13 protein-coding genes and 2 pseudogenes are annotated in these 18,978 nt (G+C 74.2%); 7 read left to right on the plus strand and 8 right to left on the minus strand.

What is annotated here, in order from left to right:
* Positions 1 to 85 precede the first annotated feature (85 nt).
* Positions 86 to 2,281: an MMPL family transporter gene (locus tag ABT247_RS21265; protein WP_350744418.1), complete on the minus strand. Its 2,196-nt coding sequence runs from the start codon at positions 2,279 to 2,281 to the stop codon at positions 86 to 88.
* A gap of 421 nt (positions 2,282 to 2,702) precedes the next feature.
* Between ABT247_RS21265 and ABT247_RS21270 the strand changes: the two genes are divergently transcribed.
* Both ABT247_RS21270 and ABT247_RS21275 read left to right on the plus strand, forming a co-directional pair.
* Positions 2,703 to 3,596, plus strand: a complete 894-nt coding sequence (locus tag ABT247_RS21270; protein WP_350744420.1) for a phosphotransferase enzyme family protein — start codon at positions 2,703 to 2,705, stop codon at positions 3,594 to 3,596.
* A 173-nt stretch (positions 3,597 to 3,769) separates the two neighbouring features.
* On the plus strand, positions 3,770 to 4,816 hold the full coding sequence (locus ABT247_RS21275) for a polysaccharide deacetylase family protein (protein ID WP_350744422.1): 1,047 nt from the start codon (positions 3,770 to 3,772) through the stop codon (positions 4,814 to 4,816).
* Positions 4,817 to 4,834: 18 nt separating this feature from the next.
* Here ABT247_RS21275 and ABT247_RS21280 read toward each other — a convergent pair.
* From ABT247_RS21280 to ABT247_RS21295, 4 genes and pseudogenes are all read right to left on the minus strand, one after another.
* Positions 4,835 to 5,313: pseudogene (locus ABT247_RS21280) on the minus strand (GNAT family N-acetyltransferase).
* The gene (locus ABT247_RS21285; RefSeq protein WP_350744424.1) at positions 5,310 to 6,062 is read right to left on the minus strand and encodes an exonuclease domain-containing protein; all 753 of its coding nucleotides are present in this window, start codon (positions 6,060 to 6,062) and stop codon (positions 5,310 to 5,312) included. Before ABT247_RS21285 ends, ABT247_RS21280 begins: the two are co-directional and overlap by 4 nt.
* A 429-nt stretch (positions 6,063 to 6,491) precedes the next feature.
* Positions 6,492 to 7,064, minus strand: a complete 573-nt coding sequence (locus tag ABT247_RS21290; protein WP_350744426.1) for a GNAT family N-acetyltransferase — start codon at positions 7,062 to 7,064, stop codon at positions 6,492 to 6,494.
* 184 nt (positions 7,065 to 7,248) lie between these two features.
* Positions 7,249 to 8,523, minus strand: a complete 1,275-nt coding sequence (locus ABT247_RS21295; protein ID WP_350744428.1) for a DUF5919 domain-containing protein — start codon at positions 8,521 to 8,523, stop codon at positions 7,249 to 7,251.
* Positions 8,524 to 8,934: 411 nt separating this feature from the next.
* On the opposite strand from ABT247_RS21295, the gene glgX reads away from it, so the two are divergent.
* The 3 genes from glgX (at position 8,935) to treZ (ending at position 15,410) form a co-directional block, all read left to right on the plus strand.
* Positions 8,935 to 11,058 (plus strand): glycogen debranching protein GlgX, encoded by a 2,124-nt coding sequence (gene glgX / locus ABT247_RS21300; protein WP_350744430.1) that lies wholly within the window; start codon positions 8,935 to 8,937, stop codon positions 11,056 to 11,058.
* A 113-nt stretch (positions 11,059 to 11,171) separates the two neighbouring features.
* Positions 11,172 to 13,676: a malto-oligosyltrehalose synthase gene (gene treY, locus ABT247_RS21305; protein WP_350744432.1), complete on the plus strand. Its 2,505-nt coding sequence runs from the start codon at positions 11,172 to 11,174 to the stop codon at positions 13,674 to 13,676.
* 3 nt (positions 13,677 to 13,679) lie between these two features.
* Positions 13,680 to 15,410, plus strand: coding sequence for a malto-oligosyltrehalose trehalohydrolase (treZ, locus tag ABT247_RS21310; RefSeq protein WP_350744434.1), 1,731 nt, complete (start codon positions 13,680 to 13,682; stop codon positions 15,408 to 15,410).
* Between the two features lie 79 nt (positions 15,411 to 15,489).
* Here the strand turns inward: treZ and ABT247_RS21315 are convergent, their stop codons facing one another.
* Complete coding sequence (locus tag ABT247_RS21315; RefSeq protein WP_350744436.1) at positions 15,490 to 16,383, minus strand: transketolase family protein; 894 nt, start codon at positions 16,381 to 16,383, stop codon at positions 15,490 to 15,492.
* Between the two features lie 56 nt (positions 16,384 to 16,439).
* The gene (locus ABT247_RS21320) at positions 16,440 to 17,153 is read right to left on the minus strand and encodes a thiamine pyrophosphate-binding protein (protein ID WP_350744438.1); all 714 of its coding nucleotides are present in this window, start codon (positions 17,151 to 17,153) and stop codon (positions 16,440 to 16,442) included.
* 57 nt (positions 17,154 to 17,210) lie between these two features.
* On the opposite strand from ABT247_RS21320, the gene soxR reads away from it, so the two are divergent.
* Positions 17,211 to 17,717, plus strand: coding sequence for a redox-sensitive transcriptional activator SoxR (soxR, locus tag ABT247_RS21325; RefSeq protein ID WP_350744440.1), 507 nt, complete (start codon positions 17,211 to 17,213; stop codon positions 17,715 to 17,717).
* Between the two features lie 42 nt (positions 17,718 to 17,759).
* Complete coding sequence (locus ABT247_RS21330) at positions 17,760 to 18,689, plus strand: phosphotransferase family protein (protein WP_350744442.1); 930 nt, start codon at positions 17,760 to 17,762, stop codon at positions 18,687 to 18,689.
* A 30-nt stretch (positions 18,690 to 18,719) separates the two neighbouring features.
* Here ABT247_RS21330 and ABT247_RS21335 read toward each other — a convergent pair.
* Positions 18,720 to 18,978 (minus strand): annotated as a pseudogene (locus ABT247_RS21335) (IS5/IS1182 family transposase); the annotation flags it as partial.

Below are 18,978 nucleotides of genomic sequence, written 5' to 3' on the forward strand. Positions count from 1 at the left end.
CGCGGGGAGCGGCGCCCCGCCGGAGCGGGGCGCCGCCTGGGCGCACGACGGCCGGGTGGAAGCCGTCCGGGTCGGCGCCGACGGGTCAGCGCCGGCCGGCCGGCTCCGGCATCCCGTGGGCGCCGGCCACCGGGGCCGCGCCCCCGCCGTGGCCGGAGCCCTTGCTGTCGCCGTGGCCGGGCCACCAGGCGCGGTGGCCGAGCAGCGCGGTGATGGACGGGGTGAAGAACATCGCCATCACGAACGCCGCCAGCACGATGCCGAAGGCGAGCGAGAAGCCGAGCTCCATGAAGAGCACGTTGCCCGCGAGCATGAAGGTCGCGAACGACGCCGCCAGGATGAAGCCGGCCGCCGCGACGGTCGGGCCGCCGTGCTTGACGGCCTCGCGGGCCGCCTCGCGCGGGCTGCGGCCCTCGCGGGCCTCCTCGCGGAGGCGGGCGATGATCAGGATGTTGTAGTCCGTGCCGATCGCCACCACGAACAGGTAGATGAAGATCGGCAGCATGAACATCAGGCCCTGCTCGCCCTTGACGTTCTGGAACAGCAGGGTGGTGGCGCCGAGCGTGGCACCGAAGCCGAGGCCGACGGAGGCCATCAGGTACCAGGGCGCGACCACGCTGCGCAGCTGCAGACCGAGGATGATCATGATGAGCACGGCCGCGATCGGGAAGACCAGGGTGTAGTCGTGCACCATCGCGGTGTTGATGTCCTTGTACACCGACGTGATGCCGCCGACCAGGGACTTGGTGTTCGACGGGGCCGCCGCGTGGGCGGTGTCGCGCACCTTCTCGATGGTGTCGATGGCCTTGTTGGAGGCCGGAGCGTCCTTGAGCAGCACGGTGAAGTCACCGGTGGCACCGTCGGCGCTGATCGTCCTGCCCTGGGCGGACGGCGGGACGACCGAGGCCACCCCGGGGACGCCCTGGAGCTGCTCGCCGAACCTCTTGATCGCGGCGTCGTCGAGCTTGGCGCCGTCGGTGCTGGTCAGGTAGACGTGGCTCGGGTCGGCGGCGCCGGCCGAGAACGCCGTCATCAGCTTGTCCTGGACGACCATCGACTCCTTGCCCTTGGGCATCGAGCTGCCCGCCAGGTCGTAGGTGCCGTTGTAGTTGACGCCGGCCAGGGCCAGCACCACGAGGATGCCGCCGGAGACCAGGGCGACCAGGCCGGGCTTCTTGCCGGTCATCCGGCCGAGCGCGGCGAAGCGCGCGTTCTTCGGCTCCTGCATCCACTTCTTGCCGGGCCAGAAGACGGCCTTGGACGGGATGACCGCGAGCACGGCGGGGGCCAGGGTCAGCGAGACCAGGGCGGTCGCGATCACGGCGATGGCCAGCGCCGGGCCGAGCGCGGTGAACATGCCGAGGCTGGACAGCACGAGCACGGCGAAGGCGACGGCGACGGCACCGGCGGCGGAGGCGATCGCCTCGCCGACCCGGCCGACGCCGTTGGCCACGGCCGTCTTGCGGTCCTCGCCCAGGCGCAGCCGCTCGCGGTAGCGGAAGGCGAGGAAGAGGAAGTAGTCGGTGCCCACGCCGAGGACCACGATGATCAGGATCGCCGAGGTCATCGGGGAGGACTTGAGGTCGAACATCTTGATCGCGTCGGCGATCAGCCCGTTGGCCACCGGCATCGCGACGGCCAGGGCGAGGACGACCGGCAGGATGCCGGCCAGGATGCTGCGGAAGATGATGCCGACGATCAGGATGACGAGCAGCAGGCTGCCGAACATGACGATGGCGTCGGTGGCGCCGGAGGCTTCCTGCTGGTCGAGGCCGCTGGCGGCCTGGCCGCCGACCTGGAACTTCAGGCCGCTTCCGTCGGCGAGCTTGGCGCCCTCACTGCGCAGCTTCTTGGCCGCGTCGGTGTACTCCGGGCTCTGCATCTTGCTCTTGTCGATGGCGACCATGGACAGCGCGTACTTGCCGTCCTTGGACTTCGAGGTCTTGGGGTCGACCGGGAGGATCTTCTCGACGGCGGGGATGTGCGCCGCGGTGAGCCCGTCGACGACCTTGTCCATCGAGGCCTGGTCGCCGTCGGTGAGCGCCTGGCCGTCGGTGCGCTCGAAGAGCAGCAGCGCGGCCGGGGTGAAGCTCGACGGGAACGCCTGCTCCTGGAGCTGCGCCGCCTGGATGGACTCGTAGTGCTTGGGGAGGAAGGCGGACTCGTCCGTCTGGGAGGTGACCTTGGGCGCCGTCGCGACGATGGCGATCATCGCGACGACCCACGCGGCGATCACCCACCAGGCGCGGCGGACGACGAAGTGTCCTAGTCGGTGGAACATGCTCGATGCCTCCTGGGCATGGTTCACCGCAGCCCTTGGGGACGGGACGCTGGGCGACGGCAGGACCGGCAGGGGGCGCACGGGCGCTCCTTGCCGGTCGGCAGGTAAGTGGGACTGGGCGTCATCCTACGAGCACCTACTTGCCGCCCGGCAAGGAGCCCCCCGTATTACAACCCCCGTGCGGGCCGACCCGAACCGGCCCCGACCCAGTGTCTCCCGGCCGAACGCCCGTTGACCTCGTGCTCCGGGTGGAGACTTCTCCCCCTCAGGGTGGAGTGCGTCCCCTACCTCTGAGGAGGAGTACGTCAGGGTCGGGGGGTAGGGAAAACCCCACCCGCCACCGGGACCGCCGCCGCCGGCCCGTCCCGGTGCGTCATGATGATCACCGTCCGGGAGAACGCCGGCGGAACGGAGCCCAGCCATGATCCCCTTCGACGAGCCCCGCGCCCGGCTGCTGCTCGCCCAGGCCTGCGAGTCCGCCGGACTGCCCGCCCCGGGCGACGCCCGGCTGCTCGCGCTCGGCGAGAACGCCGTCTTCGACCTGGGCGAACCCGCCGTGGTCGCCAAGGTCGGCCGCGGCCCCGAGCTGTACGACCGGGCGCACCGCGAGCTGACCGTCGCCCACTGGCTGGCCGGGCAGGGCGTGCCGGTGGTCCGCCCGTACCGGGGCACCGAACCCGAGCCGCAGCGCGCCCACGGGCACCCGGTCACCTTCTGGCACCGGCTCGCCCCCGCCGTGCGGCCGGCCCGGACGGCCGACCTCGCCCCGCTGCTGCGCGCGCTGCACCGGCTGCCGCTGCCGCCCTTCCCGCTCGGACGGCGCGACCTGCTGGCGCCGGTGGAGCGCTGGCTGGCCTCCGCCGAAGGCCACGTCGACCCCGCGGACGTCGAATTCCTGCGCCGCCGCCGGGACGCCTTCGAGGCCGCCCTGTCCGACCTCGCACCGCGGCTGCACCCCGGGGTGATCCACGGCGACGCGCTGCCGCGCAACGTCCACGTCGGCCCGGACGGGCCGGTGCTGCTCGACCTGGAGAACGTCTCCCACGACCTGCGCGAGCACGACCTGGTGGTCCTCGCGCTCAGCCACGACCGGTACGGCGTGCCGGACGGGGAGTACCGGGCGTTCACCGCGGCGTACGGCTGGGACGTGCGCGACTGGCCGGGCTTCGCCGTGCTGCGCGGGGCGCGGGAGACCGCCAGCGCCTCCTGGGTCGCCCAGCAGGCGGCGAGCAGTCCGGCCGCGCTCGCGGAGTTCCGGCGCCGGGTCGTCTCGCTGCGCGAGGGGGCCACCGACGTGCGGTGGTACCCGTTCTGAGGCGGCCGGCGATACCCGCTCCGAGGGACGAGCGCCAAGCCGGGCGGGTGTGAGAAGGCTCTTAAGCGGGATCGGTCCGGCGCGCAACCGCGGCACGTACGCTCGGCGTCCTGTCCGACAGTCATCCTGACCGAGGGATCGGCACCCTTTCTCGTACCTCAGGAGCCGCCGCCATGCCCACGACCGCCCCCCGTCGAACGACCCACCCGACCCGACCGGCCCGTGACCGCCGCAGGTTGATCGCGGGCTGCGTCGCGGTGGCCGCCGTCCTGGGTCTGTCCGCGTGCGGCACCGCCAGCGGGGCCCTGCAGTCGACGAACGCCGCCGCCCCGCCCTCCAGCGGCGCGCCCGGGCAGCCGGCCGGCAGCGGGTCGACCGGCTCCCCCGGGGCGGCCACCATCACGCCCGGCCCCGGCACGGACGCCGTGGACGGCTCGGGCCCGGCGGCGCCGCCCGTCACCCCGAAGCCGAGGACGCCGCAGACGCCGAGGCCCACGGCCCCGGCGACCACCTCGACCGCGCCGGCCACGTCGGCCGCTCCGGCCGTCCCCGCCGCTCCGGCGGCGCGGACGACTCCGGACCAGCCCTCCTCCGACGGCGCCCCCGCCACCCACGCGCCGGCCGGGAAGGTGATCGGCTCCACCGCCTCCGGCGGCCGCACCGTCGCGCTCAGCTTCGACGACGGCCCCGGCCCGGCCACCGGGCAGATACTCGACCTGCTGGCCCAGTACCACGTCAAGGCCACCTTCTGCGAGATCGGCCAGAACGCCGCCGCCAACCCGGCACTGGTCAAGCGGATCGTCGCCGAGGGGCACCGGCTCTGCGACCACAGCGTCCACCACCCGCAGCCCTTCGCGAAGCTGCCCCACGACAAGGCCGCGTACGAGATCACCGCGGCCCGGGACATGATCGTCAAGGCCGGCGGGCCGGGCACCCGGGTCGACTGGTTCCGCGCCCCCGGCGGCGGCTTCAACGCGGACAACGAGCAGATCACCGCGGGCCTCGGGATGTCCTCGCTCGGCTGGTCGGTCGACCCGCGCGACTGGTCCCGCCCGGGCGTGCCGGCGATCGTCTCCACGGTGCAGAGCCAGCTCAAGCCCGGCGGCGTGATCCTGATGCACGACGGCGGCGGCGACCGCAGCCAGACGGTGGCCGCACTCAAGCAGCTGCTGCCGTGGCTGGTCGCCCAGGGGTACACCTTCGACTTCCCGGCCTCCTGACGAGGCGCCCCGCCGGGGTCAGCCCAAGTGCCGCCGGTAGACCTGGCGGGAGCCGCCCTCCGGCCCCGGCTCGGCGGCCTCGGCCGGGGTGAAGCCCAGCCGTTCGTAGAACACCCGGGCACCGCCGGCCACCGCGCCGGGGTGGTCCGGGCCGAAGGTCACCACCTCGAGGACGGCCGGGGGGCGGACTGACGGCGCAGCGCGTCCTCGACGAGGGCGCGGCCGCAGCCGGTGCCGCGGGCGCGTTCGGCGACCACCAGCCAGTGCAGGTGGTGCAGCGGGGGCGTCGCTTCCGTGCTGCCGAACAGCAGCCCGCCGAGCAGGCCCTGACCGTCCTCGGCGACGGTGGCCAGGCCCCGGTCGGTGCTGCGGCGCACGGCCCGGTGGAAGCCGGGCTCGGCCACCATCGGGCCGAACCAGTGCTCCACCTCGGCGGCGAGTGCCAGGAAGCCGGGCAGGTCGTCGGGGCGGGCCGGGCGGATCGGGCGGGGCGTCACCCGGCCACGTCCCCGGGGCCGGTCGGCTGGTCCGCAGGCAGGTCCGTCGGCCGGCACGGCCAGCGCGGGTCGACCACGGCCAGCGGGTCCTTGCCGCGGCGCAGCCAGGCCTCCAGCCCCTCGGCCCACTCCCGGTACCAGCCGACCTGCCGCCGGTGCAGCTCGGCCGGCGCGACCTCCCCCACCTCGGCCGGGTAGCGCCCGGCCAGCGCGACCGCGACCCGGACGGCGGCGAGCGCGTCGCTGTCCGCCTCGTGGGCGTCCGTCAGTTCGACCCCGTACACCTCGCACACCCGTTGCAGGGTGCGGGAGCCCTTGCGGTACTTGTCCACCGCCCGGTCGATCACCAGCGCGTCCAGCACCGGCCCGACCGGCCCGCCGAGGCGCTCCGCGAGCGTCGCCAGCCCGTACCGGCGCAGCTCCGCGTCGAGCAGCGACAGGTCGAACGGCGCGTTGAACGCCACGACCGGCCGCCCGGCCGCGATCCGCGCGCAGAGCGCCGCGGCTATCTCCTCCACCGCCTCCTTGGCCGGCCGCCCCTTGCCCCGTGCGAGCTCGTCCCCGATCCCGTGGATCGCCTCCGCCTCGGCGGGGATCGGCACCCCGGGGTCGAGCAGCCAGTTGGCGGCCTCCACCCGCGCGGCGCCGACCGTGTCCACGAGCGCGGCCGTGACGATGCGGTCCACGGCCGGGTCGGTGCCCGTGGTCTCCAGGTCGAAGCCGACCAGTGGCTGCTGCCACCAGCTCATCAGGTGTCCTTCCGTCCAACCGCTCGAAACAGCCCCTATCATCACCCGGCCCACCGACAGCCCGGCCCGCAGGGCGACCGGCCCGGGGCGCGGCAGCCTCCCGGACGGCTGGCCCCGGGGCGGCGGCGACGGCCCGTTCGGCCACCAGCGCGCAGCCGGGAGCGCCCGGATCGAGTGCTCTCGGCAGCCGCCCGCCCGAGCCCGCGCCGCACCACCGCCGGGACCGGACCGGCGCGCGAGGTGCCGTCGCAAGCGCTGCCGGGTGGCGACCGGCAGGCGCCGCAGGAGGCCGGACCGGCGCGCAGCCGGGAGCGTCCGGATCGGGTGGTCCCGGCAGCCGTCCGTCCAAGTCGACGCCGCACCACCGCCGGGGCCGGCGCCGAGCCGACGCGCGGGGTGCCACCGCGGCGCTACCCGGGTGGCGACCGGTCAGGCGCCGCAGGGGGCCGGCGTCCCGCTCCGGGGTGGGCGCGCGGAGCGTGTGGAACGCCCGGGGGACGGAGCCGAGCGGCTCGACACCGCCCGGGGCGAGGGTGGCGGTGCCGCGGTCGGTGCCGGCTCCCGCAGCATGGTGACGTCGACCGGGTCCTCGTGGACGACGGCGAAGCCGTGCCGCTCGTACAGCCGCCGGGCGGCGCTGCCCCGCAGGACGACCAGGTGCACCGGCTCCCGGGCGGCGTCGGCCTCGGCGAGCAGGTGGCGCAGCACGGCACCGCCGAGGCCGCGGCCCTGGAGGTGCGGGGCCAGGTAGAAGAGTTCCAGGTGGCGCCCGCCCCGGTCGTCGGGGCGGACGGTGACGCAGCCCGCGAAGGCGCCCTCGACCAGCAGGAGGGAGGTGTGGCGGGTGGAGAAGGACTTCCGCACCCGCTCCCGCGAGCGCTCCGGGCACCATCGGCCGAGGCGTTCCAGGTCGGCGCGCATGACCAGGGCCTTGAGTTCGACGACGGCTTCCAGGTCCTCGGGGCCGGCGGGTACCAGGGTCCAGGCGGGGAGGCTGTTCACGGGCGGCAGTGTTGCACCGGCGGCAGGGCGGTGGCCAGACGGTTTCTCAGGACGTGAGCAGGAGCTTTCCCCGGACGTGAGCAGGAGCTTTCCCCGGGCGTGAGCAGGAGCTTTCCCCGGGCGTGAGCAGGAGGGTCACCGGGGCGTGCGCAACGGGTTCCCGAGGACGCGACCGGGGAGGTCCTCAGGAGACGGGCCGGGAGTCCGCCCAGACCCCCTCGAACTCCTCGCGGTAGACCTCCAGCAGTCCGGGTTCGGTGCCGCCCGGCTGCTGGCCGGCGCCGCCGCGCAGGATCAGCGCGGGGGACTCCATGCCGCGGGAGCGGCGCAGGTAGGGCTGGACGACGCCGAGGTCGCGGCTCTGCCGGCGACCGCCGACCTGGCCGGTGGGCCGGGGGCCCTCGACCAGGTAGGCGGTGAAGCGCGGGGTCTCGTCGAAGACGCGGATCTCGAAGCCGCCCTGGTCCCGCAGCCGGGCCCGGACGCGGCGCACGTGCATGATGTTCATCTCGATCGAGCGGGACAACTCACCGCGCGAGAGGCCGAGTTCGCGCTCGCGGCGGCGCACCGCGCTGCTCGCCGGGTTGAGGAACAGCAGCCGCACCCGGCAGCCCTCGCCGGCCAGGCGCACCAGGCGTTTGCCGGTGTAGTTCTGGCAGAGCATGCCGAGGCCGATGCCGAGCGCGTCCAGGCGGCGGGCTCCGTCCAGCAGGTCCTCCACCGGCAGGTCGCGCTGCAGCCGGACCCGGTCGGCGTGCACCGCGACCACGTCCGCGTAGCGCCCGGCGACCAGGGACTCCACCACGTCGGCGGGCACCCCGCCCGCGCCGCCGTCCAGGACGGCGAGCAGCCGGGCGGCGGCGCGCTCGGTCTGGGCCAGCACGGTCTGGGTGAGCACCCGGTTGCGGGAGACCACGTGCCGGGCCACCTCCAGCTCGTCCAGGGCGAGTTCGATCTCGCGCCGGTCGGCGAGGTAGGGCTCGAAGCAGGGCCAGTGCTGGACCATCAGCTCGCGCAGCTGGGGCAGGGTGAGGAAGACCAGCGGGTCGTCGTCGGCCGGGTCGAGGAGGTAGCCCTTGCGCCGGCTGACCTCGCGTACGGCGCCGGCCCGGTGGGCCCACTCCTCGCCGGCCGGTCCGGCGGCGGCGGTGACCCAGTCCTCGCCGTGCGCGGGGGCGTAGATGGGGTGCAGCACCTCGTCGACCAGGGAGCGCAGCCGCTGCTCGACCAGGTTGAGCCAGACGTAGGCGCGCCCGGACAGCCGGACCCGCTGGTAGGCGTCCTCCCATTCGCCGGCGGACCAGGCGAGGGCGGGCACCTCGGCCGGGCCGCCCTGGGCGGGCACCAGGGCGCGGCCGGTCAGGGTGGGGCGCATGACGACGGTGGGCGCCTCGCTGCGGGTACCGCCCCGGTCGGGACCGTCGGGCCCGGGGCCACGGCCGCCGGCGGGGAACACCATGCGCCACCTCATCTGGTTGCTGCAGCCGACCCCCGCGGGCGCGGGGGCCGTTGACGGGCCGTCGTGAACCCGTCGGGGCGGCCGGGGCGGCCGGACGATCAAGGGTACTGCCCACCGCGAGCCGCCCGCAGCCGGATGACCGAGGGGCCCCGCCGGCACCACCGGGCGCACGTTTCACAGAGCACCGGCAGCTCTTCACAAGATTTGCCCCTGGACACCCGTTCGGGCTAACCCCGGCGCTATCTCCCGGCCACCGGGGAAGGGCTCGGGGAGTATGCGGGCTGTGCCGTACGTCACGGCGCGCGAACGTCGCACATGCCCGGCCGCCCGGCCGGGAAAAGAGCGTCCGGGTCCGGGCGGATTGTCGGACTAGATGTCAGTTACAGTCGGCAGCAAGGAAGTTGAGGACTCATGCAGGTCTGGCCCGGTAAGCCCTACCCCCTCGGCGCCACCTACGACGGGGTCGGCACCAACTTCGCGGTGTTCTCGGAGAGCGCCGACCGGATCGAGCTGTGCCTGATCGACGAGGACGGCTCGGAGACCGCCATCGAACTGCGCGAGACGGACGCCTTCGTCCGCCACGCCTACCTCCCCGGCATCCAGCCCGGCCAGCGCTACGGCTTCCGCGTGCACGGCCCGTACAACCCGGGCCTGGGCCAGCGGCACAACAGCGCCAAACTGCTGCTGGACCCGTACGCCAAGGCGATGAGCGGGCACATCGACTGGGACGAGTCGGTCTACGGCTACCACTTCGGCGCCCCCGAGCGCCGCAACGACCTCGACTCCGCCCCGCACACCATGCACTCCGTGGTGATCAACCCGTACTTCGACTGGGGCACCGACCACCCCCCGCGCACCGACTACCACCGCACCGTCATCTACGAGGCCCACGTGAAGGGCCTCACCCAGCTCCACCCCGGCATCCCCGAGGAGATCCGCGGCACCTACGCGGGCCTGGCCCACCCGGCGGTGATCGAGCACCTGGCCAAGCTCGGCGTCACCGCGATCGAGCTGATGCCGGTGCACCAGTTCGTCCGCGACCACCGGCTGCGCGACCTGGGCCTGGCCAACTACTGGGGCTACAACACGATCGGCTTCTTCGCCCCGCACTCCTCCTACTCCTCCACCGGCGACCGCGGCCAGCAGGTGCAGGAGTTCAAGTCCATGGTCAAGGCGCTGCACGCGGCCGGGATCGAGGTCATCCTCGACGTCGTCTACAACCACACCGCCGAGGGCAACCACCTCGGCCCGACGCTCTCGCTGCGCGGCCTGGACAACGTCTCCTACTACCGCCTCGCCCAGGACCAGCGCTTCTACGAGGACACCACCGGCACCGGCAACAGCCTGCTGATGCGCAGCCCCCACGTGCTCCAGCTGATCATGGACTCGCTGCGCTACTGGGTCACCGAGATGCACGTGGACGGCTTCCGCTTCGACCTCGCCGCCACCCTCGCCCGGCAGTTCCACGAGGTCGACCGGCTGTCCTCCTTCTTCGACCTCGTCCAGCAGGACCCGGTGGTCTCCCAGGCCAAACTGATCGCCGAGCCCTGGGACCTCGGCGAGGGCGGCTACCAGGTCGGCAACTTTCCGCCGCTGTGGACGGAGTGGAACGGCATGTACCGGGACACCGTGCGCGACCTGTGGCGCGGCGAGAACGCCACCCTCGCCGAGTTCGGCTCCCGGCTCACCGGCTCCTCCGACCTCTACCAGGACGACGGCCGCCGCCCGATCGCCTCGATCAACTTCGTGACCTGCCACGACGGCTTCACCCTGCGCGACCTCGTCTCCTACAACGAGAAGCACAACGAGGCCAACGGCGAGGACAACCGGGACGGCGAGTCCTTCAACCGCTCCTGGAACTGCGGCGTCGAGGGCCCGACCACCGATCCGGCCGTCGAGGAGCTGCGCGCCCGCCAGCAGCGCAACTTCATCGCCACCCTGATGCTCTCCCAGGGCGTACCGATGCTCTCGCACGGCGACGAACTCGGCCGCACCCAGCTGGGCAACAACAACGCCTACTGCCAGGACAACGAGCTCACCTGGGTGCACTGGCCCGAGGAGGACGGACCGCAGGCCCGGCTGCTCGAGTTCACCCAGGGGATGATCTGGCTGCGCCGCGACCACCCGGTGTTCCGGCGGCGGCGCTTCTTCCACGGGCGTCCGGTGTCCGCCTCCGGCGGCTACGACGACCTCACCGACATCGCCTGGTTCACCCCCGCCGGCGAGGAGATGACCAAGCGCAACTGGGGCGCCAGCTACGCCAAGTCGCTGACCGTCTTCCTGAACGGCCACGCCATCTCCGAACCGGACCGGCGCGGCGGGCGGATCATCGACGACTCCTTCCTGCTGATGTTCAACGCCCACTTCGAGCCGCTGGAGTTCACCGTGCCGGTCGGCCACGGGCAGGAGTGGCAGGTCGTGGTCGACACCGCCCAGCCCCGGCTGCCCGCCCCGGGCACCGGGACGAAGGTCAAGGCCGGGGACACCCTCTGGCTCACCGACCGCTCCCTGATGGTGCTGCAGCGGCCCGCGTGACCGGCGCAGCCCCGTCGGGAGCCGGCGCGGCCCCCCGCACCCCCGGGGGCCGCTCACCTGTTCGGGCGAGCACCGGGTCTTGGCGGCGGCCCCGGCCGGGTACCTATGGACCTATGACCTCCGCCGCCGAGCCCCCGCAGCCCCGCCCGGCCGCCACCGTCCCGACCTCCTCCTACCGGCTCCAGCTCCAGCCCGGCTTCACCCTGCACGACGCCACCGCCGCCGTCCCCTACCTCGCCGCCCTCGGCGTCTCCCACCTGCACCTGTCCCCGCTCCTGGAGGCCACCCCCGGCTCCACCCACGGCTACGACACCGTCGACCACACCCGGATCAGCGAACAGCTCGGCGGCGAGGCGGCGCTGCGCGCCCTGGCCGCCGAGGCGCACCGGCACGGACTGGGGCTGATCGCCGACGTGGTACCCAACCACATGGCCGTGCCCGTGCCCGAGCGGCTCAACGAGCCGCTCTGGCAGGTGCTGCGCGACGGCCCCGACTCGCCGTACGCGCGCTGGTTCGACATCGACTGGACCGCCCAGCCCGGCCCCGTCGACGCCCCGGAGCGCGGGCGGGTGCTGCTGCCGCTGCTGGGCGACCGGCTCGGGGCCGTCCTGGACCAGCTGACCGTGGACGGCGAGGTGCTCCGCTACCACACCCACGAACTGCCGCTGCGGGCCGGCACCGCCACGCTGCCGCTGCCCGAGCTGCTGGCCCGCCAGTGGTACCGGCTCGCCTGGTGGCAGCTGGCCCGCACCGAGCTCAACTACCGGCGCTTCTTCACCGTCAACGACCTGATCGCCGTCCGGGTCGAGGAACCGGAGGTCTTCGCCGCCACCCATGCCGTGCTGCTGCGCCTGTACGCCGACGGCGTCCTCGACGGCTTCCGGATCGACCACCCGGACGGGCTCGCCGACCCGCGCGGCTACCTGCGCCGCCTCGCAGCCGCCACCGGCGGGGCGACGGCGGGCACCGGCGGCGCGACGGGGACCACCAGTGGCGTGACGGGGGGCACCGGCGACGCGACGGGGACCACCGGCGGCGCGTACACGGTGGTCGAGAAGATCCTCACCGGCGAGGAGCGGCTGCCCGAGGACTGGCCGGTGGCCGGCACCACCGGCTACGACGCGCTGCGCCGGATCGACGGCGTGCTGATCGACCACGCGGGCGCCTGCCGGCTGGCCGGGGCGTACGAGTCCTTCCTGCACGGCGGGCCGGTCCGCGACCTCTGCCAGGACCCGCACCCGGCGATCGCCGCCGCCCACCGCGGACGGGCCGAGATGACCGGGCCCGGCGGCGAGCTGGCCGCCGAGGTCGAGCGGCTGGTACGGATCGCGGTGCGGATCGGCACCGCCGAAGCCGCGCACGCCGACCACGCGCCCTGGCAGCTGCGGGCGGCCGTGCAGCGGCTGCTCACCGACTACCCGGCGTACCGGCCCTACCCGGTGCCCGGGGAGCCCGTCTTCGACGACCCGCTCCAGTCGGCCGGCGCCGACGACCCGACCGAGCGCCTGGTGGCCGCACTGGCGCTCGGCGAGCTGGGACGCAGCCCCGACAAGGACGAGTTCTGCGCGCGCTTCGCGCAGACCGCCGCCGCCGTGGCCGCCAAGGGCGTCGAGGACACCGCCTTCTACCGGTGGAACGCGCTGCCCGGCCTGAACGAGGTCGGCGGCGAGCCCGCCCGGCCCGGGGTGTCCCCGGCCGAGTTCCACGACTGGTGCCGGTACCTGGAACGCAGCTGGCCGCACAGCATGACGGTGCTCTCCACCCACGACACCAAGCGCAGCGCCGACGCCCGGGCCCGGCTCGCCGTCCTCGCCGAGCGGCCCGAGGCCTGGGCCGCCGAGGCCGCCGCGTGGTCCACCGCGGCCGGGCCCGGCTTCGACCGCGACGCCGACTGGCTGCTCTGGCACACGCTGCTCGCCGCCTGGCCGATCGACCCGGACCGGCTGGTCGCCGCCCTGCTCAAGGCCGCCCGCGAGGCCAAGCTGCACACCTCCTGGACCGCCCCCGACCAGCGCTACGAACGGGCCCTGGAGGAGCGGGCCCGCGCCGTCCACACCAACCCGGTGCTGCTCCCCCGGATCGAGGGCCTGGTGCACGCGCTCGCCCCGTACGCCCGTGCCAACACCCTGGCCGCGGCCCTGCTGCACCTGACCGTTCCCGGGGTGCCCGACCTCTACCAGGGCAGCGAGGAGCCGCTGTACACCCTGGTCGACCCGGACAACCGCGGGGTGGTGGACCTCGGCGCGCTCGCCGTGCGGCTCACCGACTCGGCCGCGGCGCGCCCCGGCGACCTCGCCCGGGAGAAGCTCCACCTGACCACCACCGCGCTGCACCTGCGCCGCACCCGCCCGCTCGGCGCCCACCGCCCGCTGTCCGCCGTCGGCCCGGCCGGCGACCACCTGCTGGCCTTCGCCCGCGGCGAGGACGTGGTCACCGCCGTCACCCGGCTGCCGTACGGGCTGGAGCGGGCGGGCGGCTGGCGCGACACCGTCCTGGAGCTGCCGGCCGGCGGGCCCTGGACGGACGAGCTGACGCTGCGCGACCACCCCGCCGGGCCGGTGCCGGTGGCGGAGCTGTTCGCGACCCAGCCGGTGGCGCTGCTGACGAGGAGGGGCTGAGCGATGCCGCGCTACGAGGTGTGGGCGCCGTACGCGGACTCCCGCGTCACGGTGGAGGTCCAGGGCACGGAGCACCCCTTGGAGCGCTGCGCCGACCGGGACGGCTGGTGGTCCGGCGAGGCGCCGGGGGGCGACTACGCCTTCCGCCTCGACGGCGGCCCGCCGCTGCCCGATCCGCGCTCGCCCCGGCAGCCGTACGGCCCGGACGGCCCGAGCCGGGCGGTGGACCACGCCGCCTTCCGCTGGTCGCAGTCCGGCTGGCGCGGCCGCCCGCTGCCCGGCTCGGTGCTCTACGAGCTGCACATCGGCACCTTCACGGCCCGCGGCACCTTCGACGCCGCCGCGGAACACCTGGACCACCTGGTCGAGCTGGGCGTGGACTTCGTCGAACTGATGCCGGTCTGCCCGTTCCCCGGCCGGCACGGCTGGGGCTACGACGGCGTCTCGCTGTGGGCCGTCCACGAGCCGTACGGCGGCCCCGAGGGGCTCAAGCGCTTCGTGGACGCCGCGCACCGCAAGGGCCTCGGCGTGGTGCTGGACGTGGTGCACAACCACCTGGGCCCCTCCGGCAACCACCTGCCCGCCTTCGGGCCGTACTTCACCGACCGGCACCACACCCCGTGGGGCTCGGCGGTGAACCTGGACGCCCCGGGTTCGGACGAGGTGCGCCGCTACCTGATCGACAGCGCGCTGACCTGGCTGCGCGACTACCGGATCGACGGCCTGCGGCTGGACGCGGTGCACGCCCTCGCGGACGACCGGGCGGTGCACTTCCTGGAGGAACTCTCCTGCGAGGTCGACAAACTGGCGGTGGCCGTCAACCGGCCGCTGTTCCTGGTCGCCGAGTCCGACATCAACACCCCGCGCACCACCGCCGCCCGCGAGGCCGGCGGCCACGGCCTCACCGCGCAGTGGAGCGACGACTTCCACCACGCCCTGCACTGCGCACTCACCGGCGAATCCCAGGGCTACTACGGGGACTTCGCGCGCGAGCCGCTCGCCGCCGTCGCCAGGACGCTGACCCGCGGGTTCTTCCACGACGGCACCTGGTCCTCCTTCCGGGGCCGCCACCACGGCCGGCCGTTCCCCCCGGACGGGGGCCACCGGCTGCTCGGCTACCTGCAGACCCACGACCAGATCGGCAACCGGGCCCTCGGGGACCGCGTCTCCGCCACGCTGTCCGCCGGCCGGCTCGCCTGCGGCGCCGCGCTGGTGCTCACCTCGCCCTTCACCCCGATGCTGTTCATGGGCGAGGAGTGGGGCGCCGCCACCCCCTGGCAGTACTTCACCGACCACACCGACCCGGAGCTGGCGGAGGCCGTACGGCAGGGCCGGCGGCGGGAGTTCGCCGAACACGGCTGGGCCGCCGAGGCCGTCCCGGACCCCCAGGAGCCGGCCACCGTGCTGCGCTCGGTGCTCGACTGGACGGAGCCGCAGCGCGAGCCGCATGCCGAACTCCTCGCCTGGTACCGCACCTTGATCCGGTTGCGGCGCGAGCGGCCGGAGCTGTCGGACCCGATCCTGGGCGCGGTGCGGGTCGCGTTCGAGGAGGAGGCGGGCTGGCTGGTCGTGCACCGGGGGCCGTACCGGGTGGCGGTCAACCTCGGGCCGGCCGAGGCCGCGCTGCCGCTGGAGGCCGCCGGCCGGGAGGTGGTGGCCGCCTTCGGGGCGGCGGCGCTGGAGGGCACGGCGCTGCGGCTGGCACCGGACGCGGTGGCGATCGTACTGGTCTGACCGGTCCGCGCCCGGCCGGCCCGTCGCAGGTCTTCCGGGCTTGCCGGGCGGTCCTCCAGGCCCACCGGGCCCACCCGGCCTACCAGAGGAAGGTGCCGATCCGCTCCCGCAGCGCGGGAGCGTCCAGGCCGTAGGCGGTCAGGTGCTCCGCCATCGAGCCGTAGTGCCGGTGCTCCTCGCGCGGCACGCCCAGGGCCAGCACCCGGTGCGGGCGGTCGGCCAGCGCCGCGTGCACCTCGTTCGCCGACGTACCGGCCAGGTACGGCTCCACCAGCACCACGTCCGCCCGCTCGCCCACCGCGGCGCGCAGCCCGGCGGCGTCGAAGGGGCGCACCGTCGCCGCGTAGAGCACGGTGGCGTCCAGACCCTCGGTCGCGGCCAGCACCGCGTCCAGCATCGGGCCGACGGCCAGCACCACGCCGTGCGAGCCGGTCCGCACGGTGGTGAAGCGGCCCGGCTCGACCGCCGTCGGCTCGGCGTTCCGGTGGTCGGAGAGCCGGACGTAGACGTTGCGGTCGCCGTCCGCGACGGCGTGCTTCAGCAGTTGCTCGGCCTCGTCCGGATGGCCGGGGACGTGCACCGTCCAGTCCGGCAGGGTGTCGAGCAGGGCGACGTCGCCCGGGGACATGTGGGTGCGGCCGGCCGCCGGATTGTCGTAGGAGCCGCCGGCGCTGACCAGGACGGCACCGACACCCTGGTGCACCAGGCTCAACTTGAGCTGCTCGAAGGGCCGTTCCACCAGGAAGCTGGCGAAGGTGTGGGCGATCGGGCGCATCCCGCTGAGCGCCAGGCCGCCGGCCGCGCCGATCAGCAGCTGCTCGCGGATGCCGACGTTGACCACCCGGTCTGGGTGGCGGTCCCGGGCCGGCTCGAAGGCGGCGGCGGTGATGTCGGCGAGGACGACGGCCAGCCGGGGGTCCTCGTCCAGCAGGCGGGTAATGACGGCGACGAAGCGCTCGCGCATGGTGTCCATCGGTAACTGCCTTTCGGTTTCGGGGTCTTGTCCCGGGAGGAGTGGTGCGGGTGCGCTCAGGAGTTCTTGGGCTCCACCCGGGCGATCACCACGTGCGGGCGGCCCGGGTGCTCGGCGGTGAAGGCGCGGTACAGGGCCTCGTGGTCGCGGCCGTCCACCGTCGCGGTGGACCAGCCCGCGGCCGCGAAGCGCTGGGCGATGCCGCCCTGCCAGCCGTGGGTGGCCGAGGAGTTGTCGATCACCACCGTGTGCAGCCGGTCGAGCCCGTACGCCCCGGCGAAGGCGACCGCCTCGTGGTTGGAGCCCTCGTCGAACTCCGCGTCACCGACCAGCACCCACACCGCCGGGTCGGTCAGCCCCTGCGCCCGCAGTCCGAGCGCGGTGCCGACGGCCAGCGGCAGGCCGTGGCCGAGCGAGCCGGAGGAGATCTCCACGCCGGGCAGCAGCATGCGGTCCGGGTGGTAGCCCAGCGGCGAGTCGTAGCCGCCGAAGCCGGGCAGCAGGGCGGGGTCGAGGAAGCCCTTGGCCGTCAGCACCGCGTAGTACGCCATCGGGCCGTGGCCCTTGGAGAGGAGGAAGCGGTCGCGGTCCTGCGCCTCGGCGGTCTCCGGGGTGACCCTCAGCACCCGGTCGTACAGCACCCAGAGCGCGTCCAGCGTGGAGGTCGCGGCCACGTCGTGCTTCTCGTCACCGGTCATCAGCGCCATCAGGGCCTGGAGGTCCTCGAAGCGGGCCCGGCCGGCGGCTTCCGTGCTCGTGTTCGTCGTCATGCCAGCGATCGTGCAACTTCAAGCGAACTTGAAGTCAAGCGGCTACACTCGGTCCCCATGACGGCGACATCCGACGACGCCCGCGCCGCCGGCCCGCGCTCGGGAGACCTCCTCACCATCGGCCAGCTGTCCGCCCGCAGCGGCCTCGCCCACTCCGCGCTGCGCTACTACGAGAGCCTCGGCCTGATCCAGGCCACCCGCACCAGCGGCGGCCAGCGCCGCTACGCCCGCAGCACGCTGCGCCGGATCGCCTTCGTGCGCGCCGCCCAGCGGGTCGGCCTCTCCCTGGACGAGGCCCGCGACGCCCTGGACGACCTGCCCGAACGCCCCGCCCCCAGCGGCTCCGAATGGGACCGGGTCGCCACCGCCTGGCAGGACCGGATCGACGAGCAGATCGCCGAGCTCGAACGGCTCAAGGCCAGGCTCACCGGCTGCATCGGCTGCGGCTGCCTCTCGCTGACCCGCTGCGGCCTCCACAACCCCGCCGACCGGCTCGCCCGCGTCGGCCCCGGCGCCCACTACCTGCGCAGCCACGACCCGGCCGCCGAACTCGACGGCGGCTGAAACGCCTTTGCCGCCGGGCCGTCCACCGCTTAGCCTGCCACCGTGCTGCCTGCGGTGGAGACGGACGAGCAGGGGGACGCGGTGGTCCCCGACGAGTCGGTGCTGCGCCCCGGCGCCGAGGCCCTGTGCGCGCGCCTCGGCTTCGGCGGGCTGCCCCTGGAGCGCTTCGCGGAGGGCTCCGTCCCGGTGTACGCGGTGGGTGACGACCACGTGCTCAAGCTCTTCCCGGCGACCGGCGCCGACGACGCCACCACCGAAGCCCGGGTGCTCGCCCACCTGGCGGGCGCCCTGCCGATCCCGACGCCGGAGGTGCGGGCCGCCGGCGAGGACGTCAACGGCTGGCGCTACGTGCTGATGTCGCGGCTGCACGGCGAAGGCCTCGCCCCCGCCTGGCCGCGCATCCCCCGCACCGACCGCGAGCGGATCGCCCGCGACTGCGGCCGGGCGCTCGCCGCGCTGCACGCCCTCGACGCCGCACCGCTCGCCGACGTCCTCGGCCCCGGAGACTGGCCGGCCTTCCTCGCCCGGCAGCGGGCGCAGGCCATCGTCCGCCAGCGCGGGCGCGGACTGTCCGAGGACTGGCTGGAGCAGATCCCCGACTTCCTCGCCGCCGCGCCGCTCCCCCGCACCGGACAGGGCTCCCTGCTGCACACCGAGTTCATGCGCGAGCACCTGATCACCGACCCGGCCGGCGGGTGGCGCCTGACCGGTCTGATCGACTTCGAACCCGCCATGATCGGCGACCCGGCCTACGACCTGGTGGCCGTCGGCCTGTTCACCACCCGCGCCGACCCGCAGCTGCTCGGGCACCTGCTGACCGCCTACGGCCGCGCCTTCGAACCGCAGCTGCTGATGGCGTACACCCTCCTCCACGTGTACAGCGACCTGCCGTGGTACCTACGGGAGTTGGAGCCCTCGGCGAGGACGCTGGACGCCCTCGCCGAGGAGTGGTTCGGGGTCTGCGGACCCTAGGCCGTGTCTCGTAATTGATCTTGGTGGGGGCTATTGCTCCTCGGCTCGCAGCCACAGGATCAGCGAAGCGAGGACGACGCCAGCCCGGTAGCGCTTGGCCAGCTTGTCGAACCTGGTGGCCACGGCCCGGAATTGCTTCAGCCTGGCGAAGCAGCGCTCAACGACGTTCCGCCCTTTGTAGGCGGTCTTGTCGAAGGCCGGCGGCCGCCCGCCGCGGCTTGCGCGACGGGCGCGGCCGGCGATCTGGTCCCGGCGTTCGGGAATGGTCGCCCTGATCCGCCGGCGCCGC

The sequence above is a fragment of the Kitasatospora sp. NPDC001539 genome (assembly GCF_040298565.1).
Taxonomy (GTDB): Bacteria; Actinomycetota; Actinomycetes; order Streptomycetales; family Streptomycetaceae; genus Kitasatospora.